The organism is Rhodococcus sp. PSi06, assembly GCF_054960675.1.
Map to the genome: position 1 here is coordinate 248,814 of NZ_JBHNYO010000004.1, position 22,134 is coordinate 270,947.

The window sequence follows — 22,134 nt, forward strand, 5'->3', positions numbered from 1 at the left end:
TAGGCGATGAACGTCGTCTCGGCGTACCTGGCTTCGTGTGCGTTGTGCATCACTGCTGGTCGGGAACCAGACCGGGCGACGGCGTCACACCCGAAGCAGCCGACATCGATCTCGCGGACTTGGTGACGATGGCCAGCATCGCTCGCTGTGCGGCCTCGGCATCACCGGATTGGATCGACGAGGCGACGACCCCGTGCAGGCGGATGGCTTCCGGGTCTGCCTGCCGTGACATCAGGGCGTGCCGGGTACGTCCGACGAGCACCTCCACGACGATGTCGGACATCGACCGCAACATGGGATTGCCCGACGCGGCGAGCAACGTGCGATGGAAGCTGCAGTCGTGTTCGAGATACGCGTCGGAGTCTGCGGCCCGAGACGTGGCCGACATCCCGATAACGGCGGCCGTCAGCGCTCCACATTGCTCGGGGGTGGCCCGGTGAGCAGCCAGCTTGGCCGCCAAAGGCTCGATGCCCGAACGTAATTCGCTGAGTAGTAGTAGTTGTTCGGCGCGCGCGGGCCCAGCCAGTTGCCAGCGGATGACCACCGGATCCAGTGAGTTCCAGTTCTCCGAACCCTGCACGGTAATCCCCACACGGCGGCGCACGGTCAATAACCCCAGCGACTCGAGAACCCGGACCACTTCGCGTACGACCGTCCGTGACACCGCGAATCGCACGGCGACGTCGTCGGCCGAGATTCGGGTTCCACTCGGGATCGCGCCGCTCACGATGTCGCGACCGAGCTCGTCGAGCACCGAATCGTGGAGTTGGCGGAAATCGTTGGTCTCGCTCATGTCCGATCGATCGTCCCACGGGTTGCCCGGTTTCTCGCGTCTGTCCGATCCGAGCGCCCCCGATGGAGCAGTATCGAGGGATGGCAGCACACACGACAGGTAGAGCGCATCATCCGGTTCTCGTGGTGATGGGAGTGTCCGGATCGGGCAAGTCGACGGTGGCGGGCATCCTCGCCGGTGCGTTGAAATGGGACCTCCAGGAAGGTGACGACCTGCATCCGGAGGCCAACGTGGCGAAGATGGCGTCGGGCCAACCCCTGACCGACGAGGACCGGTGGCCCTGGCTCGACATCATCGCGGAGTGGATCGCCGAGCACACCACCACGGGCCGATCGGGAATCGTGACGTGCTCGGCGCTCAAACGCTCGTATCGGGACGTGCTGAGCGCAGCAGCACGGGACGGGGCACCGGTGATCTTCGTGCACCTGGCCGGAACCAAGGACCGAATCAGTGGACGTCTCAATGCGCGGATGGATCACTTCATGCCGTCCTCGCTGCTCGACACCCAGATCTCGACGCTGGAGCCGCTCGGCGACGACGAGAACGCCATCGTCGTCGACATCGGCCCGCCGCCCACCAAAATCGCCGAACGGGTGCTCGTCGAGCTCGAAAAGCGCGCGGGGATGTCGGAAAGTCACTGATCGCCTCTGCGTTGGTTCAGTCGCTCTCGGCCGGGGCGGATCAATGTGAGTTTCAGTCGGTCTGAGTGCAACAAAGGCGCATTGATCCACAGTGGGAGCCGGAACCCGGGCAGCCGCCCCGGTCTGGATGTCCGGTAAGTGCGTGTTCCAAGCAAGCGTGCTTGATTTTAAGTACTACGAATGAACGAAAGGGCTTGTAAAAGTACGACGAATGAGAGAAGGTGAGCTTGTTCACTTCGTAGTGAGGAGACAGCTCATGGTGCGAGGCGCACCCGCCAGGCCCGTCCAACTTCCCGTCCCCAATGCAGATGTGTGGGACTGGCAACTCGACGGTCTGTGTCGTGGTCTGGACTCGTCCGTGTTCTTCCATCCCGAAGGTGAGCGCGGCCGCGCCCGCTCGTCCCGCGAGAAGGCCGCCAAGCAGGTCTGCGGCCGTTGCCCGGTCCTGGAACAGTGCCGACGGCATGCACTCGACGCGAACGAGCCCTACGGCGTGTGGGGCGGAATGTCTGCACACGATCGCGCCGACGTCTACCGCGGAGCAGTTCGCAGCGCCTGATCTCGCGTTCCGTGAACCTGTCGGTGGGCTCGTGTTTCATGACGACCCATGAACAAGGTCCTGCGTGCGACGCTCGTCAGTGCGGTCGTCATCACCACCGTCATCGGAATAGCGTCGTTCGTTCTCAGCTTCGCCGCACTGTGGGATCTCGCCACGATGGCAGGGGTCCCGCGATCACTGTCGTGGCTGTGGCCGGTGATCGTCGACGGCACCATTCTCCAAGCCACCATCTCCGTCATCGCGCTCGCCCAGTTCGAGGATCAACGCAGTGGCCGACGCTTCTTCTGGGGCGTGTTGATCACCGCAGCCCTGGTCAGTATCGGCGCAAACGCCATGCACGCCTTCATATCCGACGCCGGTACGCTGCATCCCGCTCTGTCTGCGGCTATCGCGACCGTCGCCCCGGTGAGCCTGTTGGCCGCGACGCACGGACTCGGCATACTTGTGCGCATCCCGGCTGAGTTGCCGACAAGCACGACCACCACAACGACCGACGATCTCGACGCCGTTGCAGCTATGGGCGAACAACCGCACCCCGAACAGTCGCACCCCGAAGCCCGTATGTCGGCCCCCATCATGCCGGTCCGCTCGGCACCGGCTCCCGACACCACCGAGACGATCCGCGCCGAGAAGATCCGCACCGAGGACATCCACATCCCACGACCGATGGCCGAAGAACGGATGCCGGAATCCTCGGTGCGCGTCGTCGAACCTCTCGACGAGGTCGATCGCTGGATTCTCGACGAAGAACGGGTGGACGACCTCTATCCCGTCGACGCCCCGTGACGGCCGGTGGCACCATCGAGTGATGAGTCCACAACTGCCGAGGTCCGTTGTTCCCGAGAAGCCGAAGCCCGGCCAGGAATCGGTCTGGGATTACCCCCGTCCACCCAAGCTGGAGTCCTCCAACCGTTCCCTCGTGGTTCGTCTCGGCGGTGAGGTGATCGCCCGCACCACCGCCGCCTATCGGGTACTCGAGACGAGCCATCCGCCCACCTGGTACATCTCGCCGGCCGACGTCGTTCCGGGCGCGTTGACGCCCTCGGCGGCGCGCTCGACGCACTGCGAGTGGAAGGGTGCGGCAACGTACTGGGACGTGCACGGGGGAGACGTCGTCTCGGAGGCAGCCGGGTGGAGCTACGAGAACCCCACGCCACGGTTCGCGGCAATCGCCGGTTATCTGGCGTTCTCACCGAGCCGTCTGCAGTGCGAGATCGACGGGGAAGCCGTCCGGCCGCAAGAAGGCGGGTTCTACGAGGGCTGGATCACCGACGACGTCGTCGGCCCGTTCAAGGGAATCCCGGGCTCGTACGGCTGGTGACCACTCATTCCGCGGGCAGCAGAGCCCGGGGGATGATCTGAATCGAACTCGCCGCTCCGGGGTCGCTGCCGGTCACTAGCACGTCCCCGGTGCGCGGGTCGACAGCGACCGAATTGGCCTGCGTCACCGTCGGGACGTCGCCCAGAATTCGCGGAGCAGCGGGGTCCGACACGTCGACCACCCGCAGTATGTTCGACGCGGTCAGAGTGACGTACAGCAATTGACGGGCGGGGTCCACGGCAAGTCCGTACGGGTTGCCCGGCGCGTCGATCGACGAGATCTGACGAATGGCTCCTGCATCGTCCACCGATGCGAGAAGGACCGCCCCGCCGTCGGTGTCGGCAAAGCCGGCCGTCGTCTCGTTCACCGTCACCGCGTGCGTGAGTTTGACGCCGATCGGGGCCTGCGCCACCTCCTGCTGCGTCGCACCGTCGTAGACCCACACGCCGTTGCCCTGTACGTCCGCGACGGCTGCATACGACCCCAGAGCCGCGACGCCACCGGGTTGAACAGGTCCCGGCGGTAGCTCCGACAGCACCGAGCCGTCGCGCAGGAAGATCACTCCTCCACCCATTTCGTTGGTGGCCACGATCGTGCCGTCGGCAGTCGAGACGGCATCGTGCGGCTGTCGGCCGACACCGGTGGCGGTCGACAGGATCGCACCGTCGTCGAGTGAGACCTCGACCAGTTCGTCACTGCCTTCGAGCGGTGCCAGTACCGGACCGTCGGGGCCCGCGAGCGAGAGGTGACGCGGCGCTCCGGTCGTCTGGACCATCTGCCGCACGACGCCGGTGGCCGCATCGAACAGCACCACGCCGTCCGGTTCTCGGACCGCTGCGGCCGCGATCCCGGATGTTCCGACCACGAGCCCCTCGGGAGCGCCTGGAAGTGCGACGACGGTGCCGATCGGGGCGGTCGAATCCGGAGCCTGTGCGGGCTCGGCGGCCGGAGTCGTTGCGGGAGTAGACGGTTCGGCGGGCGACTCGGCGCTTGAGCATCCGGCCACCAGCACACAGGCGGTGGCCACCGCCACCAGGCGCGCCTTCATCGGCCGTACCGCTCGAAGTGCACGGCGTCGTCCAGAGGACGCCGAGTTCGCCAACCGAAACGCTCCAGATCCGGTACCTCCTGGAACGACTCGACCGGGCCGACGCACAGCCACGCGATCGGACGGACCGGAGCGGGGATGTCCAGGAGCTCGGTCAGGTACTTCTCGTCGTAGAACGAGACCCAGCCGACACCGACGTTCTCGGCGATTGCCGCCAGCCACAGGTTCTCGATGGCGAGGACAGCGGAGAACAAGCCGGTGTCGTCGACGGTGTCCCGGCCGAGCACGTGCTGTCCGCCGCGGTTCGGATCGTAGGTGACCACCACTCCGGTGCCACTGGCCTCGATTCCCTCGATTCTGATGGGGTCGAACGTCTTTCGGCGTTCGGTATCGAGCTTGTCGGCGAAGTCCTGTCGGCAGCCCGCGACGTGGGCGGCGAAAGCGTTCAGCGTGTCGGGCTTGCGGATCACGACGAAGTCCCAGGGCTGAGTGTTGCCGACGCTCGGGGCCTGATGCGCTGCACCGAGGATGCGGCGCAGCGTGTCGTCGTCGACGACGGTTCCGTCGAACTCGGCGCGGACGTCGCGCCGAGATCTGATTGCGGCGTACACCGACAGGGCTGCCTCGGTCATGGTATCCGTTCTCCTGTAGCAGTTCTCAGACGAGTGTTCAATTCGGCGACGAGAGTGGGGAGCAATTCCGAGGAGGTGGGTCTGCCGAGGTAGAAACCCTGGGCACGCCCGCATCGCAGTTCTCGTAGCGCGATCATCGTCATCTCGTCCTCCACGCCTTCTGCAGTCACCGACAACCCCAGCGTACGGGCGAGCTCGACGGTCGATCGCACGATCGCAGCGTGCGCGGGATCGTGGGCCATCCCGCCGACGAAGGCTCGATCCATCTTGAGCTCCTGCACCGGCAACCGCTCGATGTAGGCGAGCGAACTGTAGCCCGTGCCGTAGTCGTCGATGGCGATCTGTACCCCCATCGCATGCAGAATCGACAGTATCTCGGTTGCACCCACCGGATCGGTCATGGCCGATGTCTCGGTCACCTCCAGAGTCAATTGATGTGGAGGGCAATGAAATTCGGACAGCGCAGTGCGTACTTGCTCGATCAGGGTGTCGTCGAACAGATTGCGGGTCGAGATGTTGACGGCTATCTGTAGATCCATCCCCTCCACAGCCCACAGGCTGCGTTGAGCGAGCGCACGGGTGAGCACGTGGCTCGTCAACGGTCGGATGAGCCCGGTACGTTCAGCGGTGGGCAGAAAAGCGCTGGGGGAGAGCACTGTTCCACTCGGATGATGCCAGCGCACCAGCGCCTCCACGCCGACTACCGTCATCGATTCGAGGTCGACCTGGGGTTGATACAGCAGTTCCAGCTGGTCGGATTCGAGTGCGGTGGTCAGCTCGCCGAGCATGATCAGCTGTTCGCTCGTGTCTCGGTCCATGGACCGGTCGTAGAACGCGATGCGAGACTGAGTGGCCTTCGCGGCCTGCACGGCGAGATCGGCGCGCTGCACCAGGCGATCCGGGGTGGTGTCCTCCTCGCCCTCGGCACTGGGAAGACTCGACGCCACACCTACGCTCACCTCGATGAGCAGCGTCATGGTGTCCACCTCGAGCGGGGCAGCGAACCTGCGCTGAATCTCGTGTGCCAACGCGGCCGGGTCCGTCGATTCCGATGTTCCGCACAACGCGAATTCGTCACCTGCCAAGCGCCCCAGCATGATCGAATCGTCGACGACGCTGCGCAGTCTGTCCGCGACCACGACGAGAACCCGATCGCCGAGTCCGCGTCCGAAGGTGTCGTTGATTTCTTTGAATCGATCGATATCGACCGTCAACAAGGTGGTGTCGCCCGCGTTCTGCCAGATTCTGTGTTCGAGAGCGCGCAGATTGGCCAGTCCGGTGAGGTGATCGGTATCGGCCACGGCGCGCAGCTGCACAGTTCGGGTGTGCAGCAAGCGCAGCAGGTCGGTGATCCGGAGGATAACCAGAATCACCAGCGCCCCCGCACACAGCAGTACCGCCCAGCCCCACTGCGCGATGGGCTCGTCGCGAATCACCTCGATGAACATCACCGTCGGAGCGGTCAGGGTGGCGGCGGTCAGGACGACGACCGTCGGGGTGGTGAACGACGCCATCAAGTGGGCGTCGGGTTCGATGTCCGGGCTGGTGATCCTTCGCATCGACGGATGCAGAGCGGCGACGCCGATCAGGATGTAGGACGTGGTCCACCCCACGTCGAACAGCGAGCGATCCGTCGCCGATTCCGAGACGATGGAGAAGTTTTTGATGATGTCGGTGACGACCAACAGCAGAACTGCCGCCGTCAGTAACCGGTAGGACAGGGCTCGCCACTGCCGCGAACCGACGAAGTGAGCGAGCAACCCCAGTAGGAAGATGTCCATGGCGGGGTATGCGACGTCGACCAGGCCTGCTGTCCCGGAGATACCGCCGTCGCCGAGCGACGGCTGCACGGCGAACACCCACGTGAGCAATCCGAACGCAACCATGACGATGGCGCTGTTGGCGACGTGGCCGCGCTCGCTGGCTCTCCACTTGTGCCGGACCAGCAGAAACAGACCGAACCCGTAGATCGGATAAGCCACCAGGTATATCGCGTCGGCGAGCGAGGGGTCGGGAACGCTGCCTCGTGTCACGTTGATCCACTCGAAGACGATGTCGCCGACGACCCAGAGACCGGTGCCCAGCGCGATGGTCAGCCACGCTGCGCGATTGCGGGGCCGGTTCATCCTGGTGCCGATCACGATGGCGAGGACAGCCGATGCACCGACGACAACAAAAATCGATTGGGCCCAGGCGGTGCTGGGGACCAGGAAGTAGGCGACGCAGCCGAGTACGCCGAGGGACGCGTACCACCGCCACCAGGCCGTCACTGTATCTCTCCAGCCGTTCACGCCGATCCGACGACTCCACAATGGCACACTCCGTGATCTGGGTCACTTCGGCTGTCCAGGTTGTTCGGGTTGTGTATTCCGAGACTGTCGGTAGCTCGTGCAAGCATGGGATCGTGGAGTCGACCAACCCGAGCCTGGCGAGCATCATGCACGCCGACCTCGACTCCTTCTATGCCTCCGTGGAGCAACGCGACGACCCGCGGCTTCGCGGTAAGCCGGTCATCGTCGGCGGGGGAGTGGTGCTCGCCGCCAGTTACGAGGCCAAGGCGTTCGGCGTGCGCACCGCGATGAGTGGCGGTCAGGCCCGAGCTGTGTGCCCACAGGCCATCGTGGTGCCGCCGCGGATGGAGGCGTACTCGCAGGCGAGCAAGGATGTGTTCGACGTCTTTCACGACACCACACCGCTGGTGGAGGGGATCTCCATCGACGAGGCGTTTCTCGACGTCGGCGGGTTGCGCAAGATAGCGGGCAGTGCCGCCTCGATCGGCGAGCAACTCCGCCGCGACGTCGCCGAGCAGGTGGGGCTGCCCATCACCGTCGGGATCGCCACCACGAAGTTCCTGGCGAAGGTGGCCAGTGCTTTCGCCAAGCCGGACGGTCTGCTGCTGGTGCCTCCCGGCGGCGAACTCGAATTTCTGCATCCCCTGAATATCGAAAGGCTGTGGGGCGTAGGAAAGGTGACCGCCGAGAAGCTGCACGTTCTCGACATCAGGACCGTCGGCGACATCGCGGCCTACGGCGAGCGGTCCTTGGCGTCGGTGTTGGGTAAAGGCGCGGGAGCGCATCTCTATGCGCTGGCCATGGGCCGCGATCCCCGACGCGTCCAGCCCGGAAAATCGCGTAGTTCCATCGGTGCCCAGCGCGCACTCGGCCGCGGTCGGCACGATGCGGCCGAGGTGGAGGCATCGTTGATCGGGCTCGTGGATCGCGTTACGCACCGCATGCGCGGCGCGGGAAGGACTGGCCGAACGGTCATGTTGCGCTTGCGTTTCGCCGATTTCACTCGCGCTACCCGGTCGCACACTCTCGACCGTGCCACTGCCGATACCCGGGATATCCTCGATGCCGCTCTCGAACTTCTTCGCGATGCTGCTCCGCTGATCGCGGAGAAGGGCATCACCCTGGTCGGTGTCACCGTGTCCAGTATCGACAAGGGCGGCGCAGAGCAATTGGAACTGCAGTTCGACGCGCCGTCGGTGCGCACGCCGCCGGAGGCATCTGCTCTCGATCGAGCCCTCGACGGGGTGCACAAGAAGTTCGGTTCCACGTCGTTGACTCGCGGGGTGTTGCTCGGCCGAGACCCGGGAATCTCGGTGCCCCTTCTGCCGGACTGATTACCGTCGAACGGTGGGCTGCACCATGAAGCCCTCGGGCATCATGGTCAGGCGCTCCTGGACTTTCAGACGATACGACGGATCGGCCTGCAGGTCGAAGCGCTGCAGAATGGTACCCAGTACCAGGACGGCCTCGTGGATCGCGAATTGCCTTCCGATGCATGCACGTTCGCCGGTGCCGAACGGCTTGTACACGTGTGCCGGGCGTGCCTTGATGCGATCGGGTAGGAAATTGTCGGGGTCGAAGTCGTTCGGACGGTCACCCCACACCGGATCTCGGTGCAGCGCCGTCACCAGGACGACGGCCCAGTCGCCGGCCGCCATGCGGTAATCGTCGCCGATGACGGTCTCGGCCCGCGCACCGCGTCCGAACGCGGGAACCGTCGGCCACAGACGCAGCGATTCGTCGAGGACTCGGCGGACGTACCGCAGTTTGGGAACCTGGCCGAACTCGGGCTTGCCGGTGCCCCAGACCTCGTCCACCTCGGCGCGGGCGCGTTCGAAGACCTCCGGGTGGTTCGCCAAGTAGTACAACGCGAAAGACAACGCGCCGGAGGTGGTCTCGTGGCCGGCGATCAGAAACGTCAGGATCTGGTATCCGATGTTGGCTTCGCTCAATGCATTCGGATTGTCGGCATCTTTCGCAGCATCCATCATGATCTGCAGTAGGTCGCTGAAGTCCTCCGCCGATCGGCGTCGGGTACTCACGACATCGGTGAGAACATCGGCCAAGTACTGCTTGTTCTGTGCGTATCTGCGGTCGGACCGTACGAACAAGGGCTTTGCGAACGCGGGGATGGACAGCAGTGACCGCCGCTGGTTGTAGGTCAGTGCGCCGACCATGGCGGCCACGAAGGGGTGCGGCTCGGCGCGCGCGAACGAGCCGAAGCTGTAACTGAAACCGGTGCGTCCGATGGTCTCGAGCGTCAGTTTGGTCATGTCCGCGGAGACGTCGGTGGACGCACCACTGCGAGAACGGCTTTCCCAATGCTCGATCAGATCGTCGGCCACGTCGACCATGATCTCGTGGTATCCGCGCATGGCACCTGCGGTGAATGCCGGACGCAGGAGATCATGGGCGCGTTGCCAATTCGGCTCGTGGTTGTAGGCGGTGAAGAGCCCGTCCACCCCGATGTCTCGCAGATTCTCCACTCCCGGAGGCAGGAACTTCTCGAAGCGCTTCTCGTCGCACAGCTCGCCCACCACGTCGGCACCGGAAGCGAAGACGAAGCGTCGCCCCAGAATTTCGCGCTCGAACATCGGGCCGAGTCGGGCGGCCAGGACGGTCGAGTCCTGAATCGGGGTGCGGGGATCGACGCCGACGACGTCGCCGAGAACCGGCAGCCGGTAGGGAGGATGCGGTAACGAGCCGTTCCGCACCGCGAACTGTGTCGACATCGCCGCTCCATGGTCCGAGTTTGTTGAATCGGTGTGCAATAGTGACCGTACTCACTGTTGAACTGGTGTCAAGTAAGCTTCGAAGCCCATGACCACACCCCGTAAGCGCATGACGCCGGCGCAACGTCGTGCGCAATTGCTCGAGATCGGCTCGTCGTTGTTCGCCGAGCGGCCGTACGAGGATGTGTGGATCGAGGAGGTCGCCGATCGGGCGGGAGTCTCGCGCGGGCTGATGTACCACTACTTCCCGTCCAAGCGAGAGTTCTTCGTCGAGATAGTGCGCACGGAATCCGAGCGCAACCTCGACGTCACCGCGCCGGACACCTCGCTGCCGGTTCTCGAGCAGGTCGCAGCGGGTCTCGACGCGTACATCGCCTACTCCGACGAGCATGCGCACGGCCTGCGGGCCGTCAACCGGGGAGCGTTGCTCGGCGACCCTCGCATCAACGACATCCTGACGCGAGAGTTCGCCGTTCAGCAGGAGCGGATCCTCGCCGCGCTACCTGCGGCGTACGCGGAAGACGAGTTGACTCGAACCGCGTTGCACGGCTGGATCGCATTCGTGCGAGCGGTATGTCTGGACTGGGTGGAGCGGAGAACGCTGGACCGCGAGCAGGTTCGCGACGTGTGTCTACGCGCGCTCTCGGGGCTTCTCGAGGTGTGAGCTGCGGGTCTATCGTCGAGGTATGTGCCGAAACATCACCACCTTGCGCGGGTTGGAACCGCACGCGACCGACGACGAGATCGAAGCAGCCGCGCGGCAGTACGTCCGCAAGATTAGTGGAGTTCAGAAAACGTCCGACGCCACCCGCGACGCCTTCGAGCTGGCCGTTGCCGAGGTGACCGCGACGACGCATCGGCTCCTGGATGCACTCCCGGAGCGGCGTCAGCCCCCTCCCACGGTGCCGCCGCTGCGGCGTCCGGAGGTGCAGGCCCGAATTGCCGCCAAGGCCGGCGGGTCCTAGCGCGGTCGGCAGGTTTCTCCAGGGCCGATGCCGATCGAACGGATGGTTTCGAGCAGATTCGTCGCGAGATCGGCACCTCGGTGGCACACTGGTTTGCCTGGCGGAGGGGGTGGAGATGGCGGATCGTCGACGACGAACGTTCGATTCACGAGACGGTGACGCGGAGGTGGTCGAGCCACTGCTGCGTGCGGTGCTGTCCTACGCCCCGCGAGACGAGTCGCCCACACCGCACCCTTCGGAGGGGATCACCCTTCGAGCCGAGAACGGCTCCGGCTGTATCCGGCTCGAACTGGCCATTGCCGGCGATCTCGGTACGGGAATCCCCGGGCCCTTCGGATCCAGGTTCTACGAGTGTGGATCCTACGAAGTGATTGTGCCGCAGCGAGATCCGCACGACGGCGCGCTCTTGATGATCCACCTTCTCGCTCCGCAGGCACCGCACAGATTCGCGTTCGCGACGACGATGCCGCCCCAGTGGAGCTTGCAACTCGAACACGACGGCTCGGTGTCGGTACTGGACGAATCCGGCGATGCCGTGATCTTCATCGGTCGCCCATGGGCTTTCGACGGCGATCTGCAGCCGGTGCACGTGTATTACACCATCGAGAACGGTCTGCTGGTTCAGAACGTCGCGGCGACCGCCGATACCGGGTATCCCATCCTGATCGACCCCGATCCCGATGCCATCATCACCGGCGACGGCCGGCTCGTCACCGAGGCCTGGACTCCGCGGCTGGTGGCAGGCGGGATCGTCGAGGACGCGCCGCCGAAATCGCTGTCCAGCTGAAAGGTGGTGCAGCGCAGTCAGAACGGATCGTGCTGAATGTGCTCCATCGGAGTGCCGACCCTGCGCAATGCGTACAGGGTGGTGCGGACCATCGACGGCGACCCGCAGATCTGAATCTGTCGATCGGCCCACGAGCCGAACTGGGTGACCACCTTGCCCACCGCACCGTGCAGGCGGTGATGCATTCCCCACGGTAGTTCGCGAGGCCGGCCCGAGTACCACCACGGATCCTCGAGCTCCTCGGTCACCGGCACCACCGTCAGCCACGGGTTGGACAGCGACAACTGCCACAGAGTATCCAGGTCGTACAGATCGCACGGGTACGTACCGCTGACGAACAGGTGCACTCGCGGATTGTTGCTTCGCTGAGCCATTTCCATCACCTGCGCGCGCAACGGTGCCAGCCCGGTGCCCCCGGCGATCATCAACACGTCCTCGCGAACGGCCCGATCGACGTGCATGCCGCCCAGCGGCGGACTGATCAGCCAACGATCGCCCACGGCCGTTTCGGTGACCATTGCCGGCGATACCCAGCCACCGGACACGCGTCGAACATGGAACTCGATCTCGCCGTACGGGTTGCTCGGAATGGCCGGCGACAGATAGCGCCACAGCTTGGGTCGCTGCGGGATCTGCACGCTGACGTACTGCCCGGGGAAGTACGGGATCTCGCCGTCGGTCTTCAATCGCACCACCGCGAGGTCGTCGAGGAGCCGTTGGTGTTCGACGACGGTGGCACTCCAGTAGGGCGGTAGTTCGTCGTCGTCCGCGGCGGCGGCCATCGCGTTGCTCACCACGGTCAGAGCGTCGTGCCAGGCCGTCTCGACCTCGTCGGTCCACATCTCGGTGCTCGCGAACGTACGGAACGCGCTGATCAACGCCGAGCTGCCCGCGCGGAAGTGCGCGCCGGAGATGCCGTGCTTGCGATGGTCTCGGCCCAGTTGCTGGAGAAACGGTTCGACGCGGCTGTCGTCGTCGAGGTGCTCGAAGATGTAGCCGAGGGCCAGGACGAAGTGTTCGCGGAGCGCGTCCATCGAAGCGGGAAACAGAGATCGAAAGTCGGGATACTCGGCGAAGAGGTGGGCGTAGAAGGACCTCGAGAGGCGCGCTGGGCCGTCCGGAGATGCGACAACCGACTTGAAGCCGGTACGAACCACGGAGATCGTCCGAGCATCGAGCATCGAAAAACCTCCACCCCACCGATTCGCCATCGGATTCGCCACCGATGACACAGCCCACTGTCGACGGACACCAAGGTAGACCGATCGAGTCGAACGCGCACAAGAAAACCAAGGTTGAGCGGAACAGACTCAACTTGTCTATGGTTGTACCCATCGACACGCAAGAACCGATCCGAGAAAGAAGGTGACCGGTGGACAGTTTCACTCCCACCACGAAGTCGCAGGCAGCGCTGTCCGCTGCCCTGCAGGCCGCATCCGCGGCCGGCAACCCGGACATTCGTCCGGCACATTTGTTGGTGGCGTTGCTCGATCAGACCGACGGCATCGCCACACCATTGCTGAAGGCCGTCGGCGTCGATCCCGCAACGGTGCGTCGAGAAGCGCAGAACCTCGTCGATCGGCTGCCCTCGGCATCCGGTTCGACCACCACTCCGCAACTCGGCCGTGAAACCCTCGCCGCGATCACCGCAGCGCAACACCTGGCCACCGAACTCGACGACGAGTTCGTCTCCACCGAGCACCTCATGGTGGGCCTTGCGACAGGCAACGACGACGTCGCCAAGCTCCTCTCCGGCCATGGTGCCGGAGCGAACGAGTTGCGCGACGCCTTCCAAGCCGTCCGCGGCAGCGCCCGTGTAACCAGTGCCGATCCGGAGAACACCTACCAGGCGCTCGAGAAGTACAGCACCGACCTGACCGCACTGGCCCGAGAAGGCAAGCTCGACCCCGTGATCGGTCGCGACACCGAAATCAGGCGTGTCGTGCAGGTCCTGTCTCGGCGTACCAAGAACAACCCGGTGCTCATCGGCGAACCCGGCGTCGGCAAGACAGCCATCGTCGAAGGGCTTGCCCAGCGGGTCGTCGCCGGGGACGTTCCCGAAAGCTTGCGCGGCAAGACCGTCGTTTCGCTCGACCTCGGTTCGATGGTCGCCGGCGCGAAGTTCCGCGGTGAGTTCGAGGAGCGGCTCAAGGCCGTGCTCGACGACATCAAGAATTCCGCAGGCCAGGTCATCACCTTCATCGACGAACTGCACACCATCGTCGGAGCCGGCGCGACCGGGGAATCCGCGATGGACGCGGGCAACATGATCAAGCCGATGCTCGCCCGCGGTGAACTGCGGCTCGTCGGTGCAACGACCCTCGAGGAGTACCGCAAGTACATCGAGAAGGATGCCGCCCTCGAACGCCGCTTCCAACAGGTCTACGTCGGTGAACCCTCGGTAGAAGACACCGTCGGCATCCTGCGCGGACTCAAGGAACGCTACGAGGTGCACCACGGCGTCCGGATCACGGACTCCGCGCTGGTCGCCGCGGCCACCCTGAGCGACCGATACATCACCGCTCGGTTCCTACCCGACAAGGCCATCGACCTCGTCGACGAAGCCGCGTCGCGTCTGCGCATGGAAATCGACTCGCGGCCCGTCGAAATCGACGAGGTGGAACGCGCAGTGCGTCGCCTCGAGATCGAGGAGATGGCACTGGCCAAGGAGACCGACGACGCGTCGAAGTCTCGCCTGGACAAGCTGCGCCAGGAACTCGCCGACCTGCAGGAGAAGTTGGCCGAGCTCAGCACGCGGTGGCAGAACGAGAAGAACGCAATCGACTCGGTGCGGTCGCTGAAGGAGGAGCTCGAGAACCTGCGAGGAGAATCCGATCGCGCCGAACGCGACGGCGATCTCGGCAAAGCCGCCGAGCTTCGGTACGGACGCATCCCGACGCTCGAGAAGGAGCTCGCGGCCAAGACCGAGGACTCGCCTGCTCAGGGCGACGTGATGCTCAAGGAGGAGGTGGGCCCGGACGACGTCGCCGATGTCGTGGCGGCCTGGACCGGAATCCCTGCCGGCCGGATGCTCGAAGGTGAAACCGCCAAGCTGCTCCGCATGGAGGACGAGCTCGGCAAGAGAGTCGTCGGGCAGAAGGACGCGGTGCAAGCGGTGTCCGACGCCGTCCGACGCTCCCGCGCCGGTGTGGCCGACCCCAACCGTCCGACGGGATCGTTCCTGTTCCTGGGCCCTACCGGTGTCGGTAAGACCGAGCTCGCGAAAGCGTTGGCGGAGTTCCTCTTCGACGACGAACGCGCGATGGTCCGGATCGACATGAGCGAGTACAGCGAAAAGCACGCCGTTGCTCGGCTCGTCGGCGCACCTCCCGGCTACGTGGGCTACGAGGCCGGTGGGCAGCTGACCGAGGCGGTGCGCAGGCGCCCGTACACCGTGGTGCTGTTCGACGAGGTGGAGAAGGCGCACCCCGACGTGTTCGACATCCTGCTCGCCGTGCTGGACGAAGGCCGCCTCACCGACGGCCAGGGCCGGACCGTCGACTTCCGCAACACGATCCTGATCCTCACCTCGAATCTGGGGGCCGGCGGTAACAAGGATCAGGTCATGGACGCGGTGCGACGCTCGTTCAAGCCGGAGTTCGTCAACCGCCTCGACGACGTCGTGGTGTTCGACGCCTTGTCCGAGGACCAGCTCGAATCGATCGTCGACATCCAGCTGGGCTTCCTCACCAAGCGTCTCGCCGCGCGACGGTTGACGCTGGAGGTGTCGTCGCCGGCGAAGATGTGGCTCGCCGCACGCGGCTACGACCCGCTCTACGGTGCCCGGCCACTGCGTCGACTGATTCAGCAAGCCATCGGCGATCAACTGGCGAAACTGCTGCTCGCCGGAGACGTACAGGACGGCGACGTGGTGTCGGTCAACGCAAGCCCCGATGGTGAACGCCTGATCCTGGGTTAGCAACAAGTCACAACGGGCCCGCGCGAGCGGGCCCGTTGTGCGCTGCACTCTCGCAATTGGATCGTTCCGCGGGCTCCACTCGCGCCACCTGGGGATTCTTCGGGTAGGTACCCTCGTGGCATGACGAATCCGGACGACCCGCGAGCACCCCGAGATCGCGGGCAGGACGCGGCGCAGCAGCCGGACTCGACCCAGCCGACTCAGGACTACGGACACCCAGGTGCCCAGCACTACCCGGATACCCAGCAATATCCGGATGCCCAGCAGTACCCGGATGCCCAGCCGACGGAGGCTTATCCGACGCACGCATACCCGAATCCGCAGGCCTATCCGCCGGGTGAACAGCCGAATCGGGCGTATCCGAATCCGGATCCACAGGCCTATCCGCCGGGCTACCAGCCGACGCAGGCATTTCCACCGTTCGACCCGCAGGACCAGGCGGCTGCCAACCAGGCCTACGGGCAGACGCAGCAGTACGGGCACACGCAGCAATACGGGCAGACGCAGCAGTTCGGACACACCCAGCAGTTCGGACACACCCAGCAGTTCGATCAACCGCAACAGTTCGGGGGTACGCCGCCGCCGGAGGAGCCGTTCGCCACCGACTCGGGCAGTAAGAGTCCGCGTCCCTGGTTTCTGGTGTTGCTCTGGTTCGTGGTGTTGGCCGTGGTCGTCGCCGCGGGAATCGCTTTTCTGGGCGGACGGTCCGATGAACCCGCTACCGCAACTGCTCCGTCGACGTCCGTGCGGCCCTCGCCGTCGAGTGCGCCGACGACCACTCCGCGCCCCACCGAATCGGGTGCGACGACCACGCCGGGACTCGTCCCGGGTGGCATTCCCGAGATCCTCGGTCAGCTCGGTTCCTCCGTGGGAACGATCAAGGCCAACGACGGTTCGAGTCTGACGCTCGACGGCATCGACGGTGCTCCGATCACGGTGCAGACGACGCCGCAGACCCAGATAATTTCACTGTCCGGTGCAGACCTGGCGTCGTTGCCGGTCGGTGCGTTCGTCGTGGTGCAGGGAGAGGCCGTCGAGGACGGAACGATTCGCGCGAACGTCATCATCGAGACTCCGAATCTCGGCGGATAACAAGGCGCGTTGTCGTAGGGATCGTTCACAGTGCCCGGTGGTGTTGGGCAGTGACGGCGTGGATGTCGATTAAGGTGGTTCGCGATGACGGCAATGTGGTTCGGCCTGGCGGCGATTGCACTGATAGGTGCAGTGGCCCTGCTCTACATCGACAGGTCCAAGCGAGATCGGTCCGGGCGGCTGCGGCAGATGTGGGCCAAGGCGCAGGGATACGACTATCGACCGCACGATCGAGAATTGGTCACCCGGTTCACTCGTGCGGCGTTGTCCAAGCCGGAATTCGACGTTGCTCTCGGCGTGGTGACCGGTATTCGACGGGGTGAAGAGTTCGTGCTCTTCGACGTCGAGGAGACGGCCACCATCGTCGCCGTGCAGCGCTCCGTCGGTTCCGATGTCGACATAGATCTGCGGCCCCGCTCGACGCCACCGCCCCGCGACGAGGACATGGAACTGCTCGGGTCCATCGGCCCGCGGGTGGTGTTCGCGACCGACGTCGACATCGCTCGTCGAGTCTGCGACCAGCGAATGGCTGCCTTCACGGAATCGATACCCGAAAACCTGCAGCTGTTGTGGAGCGAGAAGGACTGGACGCTCGGATCGTTGCCCCTGACCAGCTCGGGACGCGATTGGGACGCCGCGATCGACGCAGTGGCGCGACTGTCCGGCATGTTGCACGTACTGCCACCCGTACGCGGTAGCGCGGTCTACGGTGCCCGCGCAGGCGAGCCGGGCCGCGATCGAGGCGATCCGGGCAGGCCGCTGGTGCAGGAGGTGCGTCCCCAGCCCGTCCGCGGCGCGCAACCGCCGCAGGCAGAGGCGCGAGAGGCGCGGATGCCCGAGTCGCAGGGGCGACCTCAGGTGGTTCGCCCTCGAGCCGCTCGCCCCCAGGCAGCACGTCCTCAGGAACCCCGTCCGCAGGAGTCCCGAGACCACGAGTCGCGTCCGCAGGAACCGGGTGGTCGTCCTGGCCCACCCAGGCCCGATGCGGCGGGCCCACAGGCCGTCCGTTCGGCGAATCCGTCGCGGCCGGTACCTCGTCCGCCCGCGTCGCGTCCGGTCCCGTTCGATGCGGAGCGTCGGCGCGATCAGTCCTGATTTCTTTCGGGCGTGTTTACGGGCTCGGGAGCGCGGACGGGGCTAGATTCGTACCTCGTGACGGTTTTCATGGTTGTAGCCATCGTCGTTGTCCTGGTCCTGCTGATGGTCGGTTACGTCGTCGCCACGGTGCGTCGGCTCGGTCGGTACAGCGAGCAGGCCGAGCAGAGCTTGCGCCTCGTCGACGTGGAGCTCGAGCGGCGGCACCAGCAGTTGGTCCCGTTTCTCGCTGCCGCAGAAGCATCCGGACTGTCCGCAGAAGTGGTTCGCCAGCTCGGTGGTGCACGCTCCTGGTCCAGGGCCGTGCGCGAGCGCGGCCTGGGGCTGCCGGCACAGGCCGCCGCCGAGAATGCCCTCTCTGCCGCATTCCATGCCGTCGTCGCCGAGGCCGATGCAGGCCGAAATGTGCTGGGCAACTGGGCGTTCCAAGGACCGGCCGGGGAACTGGCGGTCACCGAGCGTCGCATCGCGGGCGCCGTGCGGGTGTACAACGACACCGCCTACCGGCTGTCCCAGGCGATCGGCTCCTTCCCTTCCTCCATCGTTGCCAAGTCTCGTTCGGTGAACGCGGCGGAACCGTTCGTGGAGACGCGAGACGTGCTCGACGAGCAGTCATCGGCCCAGGTCGCTGCGTAGACGCCGTGCCGCGGCAGCGACGAGCCGCCAAGGACAGACCGATGTGCTGTGGGTAAGTTCGTAGCGACCTTCGAAGATTCACGGTGCGACGAGAGGAACCCCGACATGGCCGACAGTGCCGCGAATTCGGACCGGCAGGAACTGGCCGACCTGGTGAAAGAGCTTGCCGTCGTGCACGGGAAGGTCACCTTGTCTTCCGGTAAGGAAGCCGACTACTACGTGGATCTGCGGCGCGCGACGCTGCATCATCGGGCGGGCGCGTTGATCGGCAAGCTGATGCGAGACCTGGTCTCCGATTGGGATTTCGTGTCTGTCGGCGGGTTGACCATGGGCGCAGACCCGGTCGCGATGTCGATCATGCATGCCGAGGGTCGTCCGATCGACGCGTTCGTAGTGCGCAAGGCAGCGAAGGCGCACGGTATGCAGCGTCAGATCGAGGGGCCGGACATCGTCGGCAAACGTGTTCTGGTGGTGGAAGATACGACGACGACCGGCAATTCGCCGCTCACCGCAGTCGCAGCTCTGCGAGACGCCGGAGCGACGGTCGTCGGAGTGGCCACGGTGGTGGACCGGGCGACCGGGGCGGACGAGGTCATCGCCGCCGAGGGGCTCGAATATCGATCCCTGCTCGGCTTGGCGGACCTCGGCCTGTAGACCGCGGCAGTGCGGCCGAATACCCGAAGGCACTCGGCCGCACCAAAGACGTCGGATCCGATGATCGAGGACTGTCAGGCGCGATTCAGGCGACCTCGACCTCGTGCATGTCCATGACGAATCCCGCTCCCGCAAAGTTGGCCATGTCTTCACCGCCGGCCTTGCCTTCGGGTGACCCTAGTGCTGCGAGTGCTTCGTCCTTCGACGGGAAATTCAAGTTCCCCACGACGAAGTGGGCGGGCACGGAACCGTCGAGAGTTTCGGAGACACCCCACTCGAACGAACTGATCCCAGGCATTGTCGCAGTCAACGGTGCGTGAACGCTCCGATAATGTGCGAGAAAGGCCTCGGGGTCTTCGGGGTGGTTGTACGCGATAGTGATGCGAAACATGCGTCGAACTCCTAGGTCGCGGTGATGAAGCCGGAGTAATTGTTGGCGGCAACTTTGTCGCAGGTCTCGCGGAAGACATTCAGTCCGCCGACGTACGACATGATCACGCGAGGCTTTCCCGGAATGTTGGCTCCCGTGTACCAGGAGTTGCCCTCCGGGTAGAGCGTCATGTCGGCCAACTCGACCGCGCGGGCCGTCCACTCCTTCGCAGCCGTCTCGTCGGCCTCGAAAGTCTTGGCACCGACCGATTCCAGGTGTGCGACGGCGTCCGCGGTCCACTCGACGTGCTGCTCGATAGCGCAGACCATGTTGGTCAGTACGTTCGGGCTCCCCGGTCCGGTGATGGTGAACAGGTTCGGGAACTCGTCGATGGCGATTCCGAGGTAGGTGACCGGTCCATCGGCCCACTTGTCCTGCAAACTTTTTCCGTTGCGCCCGCGGATATCGATTTTCATCAGCGGTCCAGTGATGGCGTCGAACCCGGTGGCGAACACGACGACGTCGAGTGGATATTCCGCATCGGCTGTTTTCAGTCCGGCCGGAGTCAGTCCCTCGATCGGTGCGTTCTTCACGCTGACGAGAGAGACGTTGTCGCGGTTGAAAGTCTGAAAGTAATTGGTGTCCAATGTAATCCGCTTTGCACCCAGGGGGTGTTCCCGTGGCGAGAGGGCCTCGGCAACCTCGGGGTCGTCGACGACGTCGCGGATCTTCCCGCGGAAGAACTCGGCAATGGTGTCGTTGGCCGCCCGATTGCTGAGCAGGTCGGGATATGCCGCGATGAGGTCGATAGCGCGATGACGATCCCACCGCTCCTCGAATACCGCCGCGCGTTCCTCTTCCGAATGATCGAACGTGTTGACGTCGAGAGTGTCGACGGGTTGTCCACCGCCGGACGCCTTGGACGCAACCTTGTAGTCCTCGATGAGCTCTTTGAACGAGCGCTTCTCGTCCTCGGTCAAGAGCCGATTACCGCAGTCGAGGCTGAACGCAGGTGATCTCTGGAACACCGTGAGGTGTGCCGCCTGCTCAGCGATCTTCGGAATCACCTGCACACCAGACGATCCCGTACCGACGACGCCGACGCGCTTACCGGTGAAATCGACGCCCTCTCGTGGCCAGGAAGCGGTATGGAGGGTAGTGCCTTCGAATGCGTCGAGACCTGCGAAGTCCGGGGTGGACGACATCGACAGGCATCCCGCAGCAGTGATCAAGTATTTCGCGCTCACGTACTCGCCCGAGTCGGTGCCCACCGTCCACAGCGAGGTGTCCTCGTCCCACACTGCGGATTCCACGCGCACATTGAATCGGAAGTGCTTCTTGACTTCGAGTCGGTCAGCGACGAAATCGATGTATCGGAGAATTTCCGGCTGCGCTGGGTAGCGTTCGGTCCATTCCCACTCGTCGATCAGGTCCTGCGAGAAGGTGAACGCGTACTCCGTGCTGAGGACATCGCATCGTGCGCCGGGGTAGGTGTTCCAGAACCAGGTCCCGCCTACCGTTTCCGCTGCCTCGAAGCCTCGCACAGACAACCCGAGCTGCTCGAGCTTGTGCGTCATGTAGATACCGGACAAGCCGGCACCGACCACAATTGCATCCGTTGTCATGATGTTCCTTTCACGCGCTCACAGCGTCGAGGTGGGTACGAACTGCGTTGCCCACGTAGGAGATACCGTCCTCGGCGCCGGGGAGAATGTTGACGAATTGGAAGAAGCCGTGCATCTGGCCGTCGAAGACCTCGACGTCCACGGGAACGCCTGCAGCACTCAGCTTGTCGGCATACTTTCGACCTTCGTCGCGCAACACGTCGTGCTCGGCGAGAAGAATCACCGCGGGGGCGACGCCGGTCACGTCACCGTGCAGGGGGGACGCGTCCCAATTGGTCCGTACCCCGACTTCGGGCGTGTAGAGGTCCCAGAACCAGATCATCGCGGTTCGATCGAGCATCAGCTGGTTGGATGCATCCTTGTACGACTCGTTGTCGAAATCGTGGTCTGTCACCGGGTAGATCAAAACCTGGAGCGCAACCTTCGGCCCGGCCTCGCGAACCGATCGCTGGGCGACGACGGCGGCCAAGTTGCCGCCCGAGCTGTCTCCTCCGACCATCAACGGGAGTCCGGAGTCGAACCGGGATGCGCTCCACTGCAGTACGTCCCACGCATCATCGGCTGCTGCCGGATAGGCGTGTTCCGGTGCGAGCCGGTAGTCGGGGAGTACGACGACGCAGCCGGTCTCGATGGCGATCTTGCGAGCGAGAGTGTCGAACTGATCCGGGTTTCCGACAACCCAGCCGCCGCCGTGAAAGTACACCAGCACGCCGCGTGGTTCGGACGAGGGAGTGAGAACTCGGACATCGATGTCATGTCCGTCGACGGCGGCAACCGTCAGATTTTCCACCTTGTGCATATCGGGACCAGGACCGTAGAGGTCGATGAAGCTGTCGTTCATCAGGCGGGCCTCGGCGGGCGTCATTTCGTGCAGCGCCTTGCCGCCCCCCTCTGCGGCTTGCGAGAGAAAGGCGGCGGTGGCTTCGTCGAGTGCCAAGACGTGACTCCTTCGATGGTTCGCGGTGGGACCTCTA

22 protein-coding genes are annotated in these 22,134 nt (G+C 64.6%); 13 read left to right on the forward strand and 9 right to left on the reverse strand.

The genetic code is table 11. The features are described from left to right. Window positions 1–49 precede the first annotated feature (49 nt). On the reverse strand, window positions 50–793 hold the full coding sequence (locus tag ACFI9K_RS07765; RefSeq protein ID WP_462662959.1) for a FadR/GntR family transcriptional regulator: 744 nt from the start codon (window positions 791–793) through the stop codon (window positions 50–52). Between the two features lie 80 nt (window positions 794–873). On the opposite strand from ACFI9K_RS07765, the gene ACFI9K_RS07770 reads away from it, so the two are divergent. From ACFI9K_RS07770 to ACFI9K_RS07785, 4 genes are all read left to right on the forward strand, one after another. Continuing rightward, on the forward strand, window positions 874–1,434 hold the full coding sequence (locus ACFI9K_RS07770; protein ID WP_462662960.1) for a gluconokinase: 561 nt from the start codon (window positions 874–876) through the stop codon (window positions 1,432–1,434). Window positions 1,435–1,690: 256 nt separating this feature from the next. Beyond that, window positions 1,691–1,993, forward strand: coding sequence for a WhiB family transcriptional regulator (locus ACFI9K_RS07775; RefSeq protein ID WP_462662961.1), 303 nt, complete (start codon window positions 1,691–1,693; stop codon window positions 1,991–1,993). Window positions 1,994–2,041: 48 nt separating this feature from the next. Next, a complete protein-coding gene (locus tag ACFI9K_RS07780; RefSeq protein ID WP_462662962.1) occupies window positions 2,042–2,779 on the forward strand; it encodes a DUF2637 domain-containing protein in 738 nt (245 codons plus the stop codon). A 22-nt stretch (window positions 2,780–2,801) separates the two neighbouring features. Then, entirely contained in the window at window positions 2,802–3,314 is a 513-nt protein-coding gene (locus ACFI9K_RS07785; protein ID WP_462662963.1) for a DUF427 domain-containing protein, read from the forward strand. A gap of 4 nt (window positions 3,315–3,318) precedes the next feature. On the opposite strand, the gene ACFI9K_RS07790 is transcribed toward ACFI9K_RS07785, so the two are convergent. From ACFI9K_RS07790 to ACFI9K_RS07800, 3 genes are read right to left on the reverse strand one after another with little or no spacing between them, the layout of a single operon-like run. Next, window positions 3,319–4,362 carry a YncE family protein gene (locus ACFI9K_RS07790; RefSeq protein WP_462662964.1) on the reverse strand — a complete coding sequence of 348 codons (1,044 nt, stop codon included), beginning with the start codon at window positions 4,360–4,362 and terminating at the stop codon, window positions 3,319–3,321. Then, complete coding sequence (gene bluB / locus ACFI9K_RS07795) at window positions 4,359–4,979, reverse strand: 5,6-dimethylbenzimidazole synthase (protein ID WP_462663029.1); 621 nt, start codon at window positions 4,977–4,979, stop codon at window positions 4,359–4,361. Before bluB ends, ACFI9K_RS07790 begins: the two co-directional genes overlap by 4 nt. 11 nt (window positions 4,980–4,990) lie before the next feature. Next, window positions 4,991–7,264: a putative bifunctional diguanylate cyclase/phosphodiesterase gene (locus ACFI9K_RS07800; protein WP_462662965.1), complete on the reverse strand. Its 2,274-nt coding sequence runs from the start codon at window positions 7,262–7,264 to the stop codon at window positions 4,991–4,993. A 167-nt stretch (window positions 7,265–7,431) separates the two neighbouring features. Here ACFI9K_RS07800 and dinB point away from each other — a divergent pair, with 167 nt between their 5' ends. After that, complete coding sequence (gene dinB, locus ACFI9K_RS07805) at window positions 7,432–8,619, forward strand: DNA polymerase IV (protein ID WP_462663030.1); 1,188 nt, start codon at window positions 7,432–7,434, stop codon at window positions 8,617–8,619. On the opposite strand, the gene ACFI9K_RS07810 is transcribed toward dinB, so the two are convergent. Continuing rightward, a complete protein-coding gene (locus ACFI9K_RS07810) occupies window positions 8,620–10,017 on the reverse strand; it encodes a cytochrome P450 (protein WP_462662966.1) in 1,398 nt (465 codons plus the stop codon). It lies immediately after the preceding gene. An 88-nt stretch (window positions 10,018–10,105) separates the two neighbouring features. Here ACFI9K_RS07810 and ACFI9K_RS07815 point away from each other — a divergent pair, with 88 nt between their 5' ends. The 3 genes from ACFI9K_RS07815 (at window position 10,106) to ACFI9K_RS07825 (ending at window position 11,769) form a co-directional block, all read left to right on the forward strand. After that, on the forward strand, window positions 10,106–10,681 hold the full coding sequence (locus tag ACFI9K_RS07815) for a TetR/AcrR family transcriptional regulator (protein WP_462662967.1): 576 nt from the start codon (window positions 10,106–10,108) through the stop codon (window positions 10,679–10,681). Window positions 10,682–10,703: 22 nt separating this feature from the next. Beyond that, window positions 10,704–10,982 (forward strand): DUF2277 domain-containing protein, encoded by a 279-nt coding sequence (locus ACFI9K_RS07820; protein ID WP_462662968.1) that lies wholly within the window; start codon window positions 10,704–10,706, stop codon window positions 10,980–10,982. A 115-nt stretch (window positions 10,983–11,097) separates the two neighbouring features. Further along, window positions 11,098–11,769, forward strand: coding sequence for a hypothetical protein (locus ACFI9K_RS07825; RefSeq protein WP_462662969.1), 672 nt, complete (start codon window positions 11,098–11,100; stop codon window positions 11,767–11,769). A gap of 17 nt (window positions 11,770–11,786) precedes the next feature. Here the strand turns inward: ACFI9K_RS07825 and ACFI9K_RS07830 are convergent, their stop codons facing one another. Further along, a complete protein-coding gene (locus ACFI9K_RS07830; RefSeq protein ID WP_462662970.1) occupies window positions 11,787–12,950 on the reverse strand; it encodes a globin domain-containing protein in 1,164 nt (387 codons plus the stop codon). Between the two features lie 191 nt (window positions 12,951–13,141). Between ACFI9K_RS07830 and clpB the strand changes: the two genes are divergently transcribed. From clpB to pyrE, 5 genes are all read left to right on the forward strand, one after another. After that, window positions 13,142–15,688 (forward strand): ATP-dependent chaperone ClpB, encoded by a 2,547-nt coding sequence (gene clpB, locus ACFI9K_RS07835; protein ID WP_462662971.1) that lies wholly within the window; start codon window positions 13,142–13,144, stop codon window positions 15,686–15,688. Between the two features lie 120 nt (window positions 15,689–15,808). Then, a complete protein-coding gene (locus tag ACFI9K_RS07840) occupies window positions 15,809–16,780 on the forward strand; it encodes a DUF5666 domain-containing protein (RefSeq protein WP_462662972.1) in 972 nt (323 codons plus the stop codon). Window positions 16,781–16,864: 84 nt separating this feature from the next. Continuing rightward, window positions 16,865–17,875 (forward strand): hypothetical protein, encoded by a 1,011-nt coding sequence (locus ACFI9K_RS07845; protein ID WP_462662973.1) that lies wholly within the window; start codon window positions 16,865–16,867, stop codon window positions 17,873–17,875. Between the two features lie 57 nt (window positions 17,876–17,932). Then, window positions 17,933–18,511 (forward strand): LemA family protein, encoded by a 579-nt coding sequence (locus ACFI9K_RS07850; RefSeq protein ID WP_462662974.1) that lies wholly within the window; start codon window positions 17,933–17,935, stop codon window positions 18,509–18,511. A gap of 105 nt (window positions 18,512–18,616) precedes the next feature. Then, the gene (gene pyrE / locus ACFI9K_RS07855; protein WP_397523384.1) at window positions 18,617–19,165 is read left to right on the forward strand and encodes an orotate phosphoribosyltransferase; all 549 of its coding nucleotides are present in this window, start codon (window positions 18,617–18,619) and stop codon (window positions 19,163–19,165) included. Window positions 19,166–19,250: 85 nt separating this feature from the next. Here the strand turns inward: pyrE and ACFI9K_RS07860 are convergent, their stop codons facing one another. From ACFI9K_RS07860 to ACFI9K_RS07870, 3 genes are read right to left on the reverse strand one after another with little or no spacing between them, the layout of a single operon-like run. Continuing rightward, a complete protein-coding gene (locus ACFI9K_RS07860; RefSeq protein ID WP_462662975.1) occupies window positions 19,251–19,556 on the reverse strand; it encodes an EthD family reductase in 306 nt (101 codons plus the stop codon). Window positions 19,557–19,567: 11 nt separating this feature from the next. Continuing rightward, window positions 19,568–21,160, reverse strand: coding sequence for a flavin-containing monooxygenase (locus ACFI9K_RS07865; RefSeq protein ID WP_462662976.1), 1,593 nt, complete (start codon window positions 21,158–21,160; stop codon window positions 19,568–19,570). A gap of 10 nt (window positions 21,161–21,170) precedes the next feature. Continuing rightward, window positions 21,171–22,097 carry an alpha/beta hydrolase gene (locus ACFI9K_RS07870; protein ID WP_462662977.1) on the reverse strand — a complete coding sequence of 309 codons (927 nt, stop codon included), beginning with the start codon at window positions 22,095–22,097 and terminating at the stop codon, window positions 21,171–21,173. Window positions 22,098–22,134: the final 37 nt, after the last annotated feature.

Bases quoted from the DNA above. Each gene is read 5' to 3' on its own strand.
- ACFI9K_RS07765 (WP_462662959.1), bottom strand. From the start codon at position 793: ATGAGCGAGACCAACGATTTCCGCCAACTCCACGATTCGGTGCTCGAC.
- ACFI9K_RS07770 (WP_462662960.1), top strand. From the start codon at position 874: ATGGCAGCACACACGACAGGTAGAGCGCATCATCCGGTTCTCGTGGTG.
- ACFI9K_RS07775 (WP_462662961.1), top strand. From the start codon at position 1,691: ATGGTGCGAGGCGCACCCGCCAGGCCCGTCCAACTTCCCGTCCCCAAT.
- ACFI9K_RS07780 (WP_462662962.1), top strand. From the start codon at position 2,042: ATGAACAAGGTCCTGCGTGCGACGCTCGTCAGTGCGGTCGTCATCACC.
- ACFI9K_RS07785 (WP_462662963.1), top strand. From the start codon at position 2,802: ATGAGTCCACAACTGCCGAGGTCCGTTGTTCCCGAGAAGCCGAAGCCC.
- ACFI9K_RS07790 (WP_462662964.1), bottom strand. From the start codon at position 4,362: ATGAAGGCGCGCCTGGTGGCGGTGGCCACCGCCTGTGTGCTGGTGGCC.
- dinB (WP_462663030.1), top strand. From the start codon at position 7,432: ATGCACGCCGACCTCGACTCCTTCTATGCCTCCGTGGAGCAACGCGAC.
- ACFI9K_RS07810 (WP_462662966.1), bottom strand. From the start codon at position 10,017: ATGTCGACACAGTTCGCGGTGCGGAACGGCTCGTTACCGCATCCTCCC.
- ACFI9K_RS07815 (WP_462662967.1), top strand. From the start codon at position 10,106: ATGACCACACCCCGTAAGCGCATGACGCCGGCGCAACGTCGTGCGCAA.
- ACFI9K_RS07820 (WP_462662968.1), top strand. From the start codon at position 10,704: ATGTGCCGAAACATCACCACCTTGCGCGGGTTGGAACCGCACGCGACC.
- ACFI9K_RS07825 (WP_462662969.1), top strand. From the start codon at position 11,098: ATGGCGGATCGTCGACGACGAACGTTCGATTCACGAGACGGTGACGCG.
- ACFI9K_RS07830 (WP_462662970.1), bottom strand. From the start codon at position 12,950: ATGCTCGATGCTCGGACGATCTCCGTGGTTCGTACCGGCTTCAAGTCG.
- ACFI9K_RS07840 (WP_462662972.1), top strand. From the start codon at position 15,809: ATGACGAATCCGGACGACCCGCGAGCACCCCGAGATCGCGGGCAGGAC.
- ACFI9K_RS07845 (WP_462662973.1), top strand. From the start codon at position 16,865: ATGACGGCAATGTGGTTCGGCCTGGCGGCGATTGCACTGATAGGTGCA.
- pyrE (WP_397523384.1), top strand. From the start codon at position 18,617: ATGGCCGACAGTGCCGCGAATTCGGACCGGCAGGAACTGGCCGACCTG.
- ACFI9K_RS07860 (WP_462662975.1), bottom strand. From the start codon at position 19,556: ATGTTTCGCATCACTATCGCGTACAACCACCCCGAAGACCCCGAGGCC.
- ACFI9K_RS07865 (WP_462662976.1), bottom strand. From the start codon at position 21,160: ATGACAACGGATGCAATTGTGGTCGGTGCCGGCTTGTCCGGTATCTAC.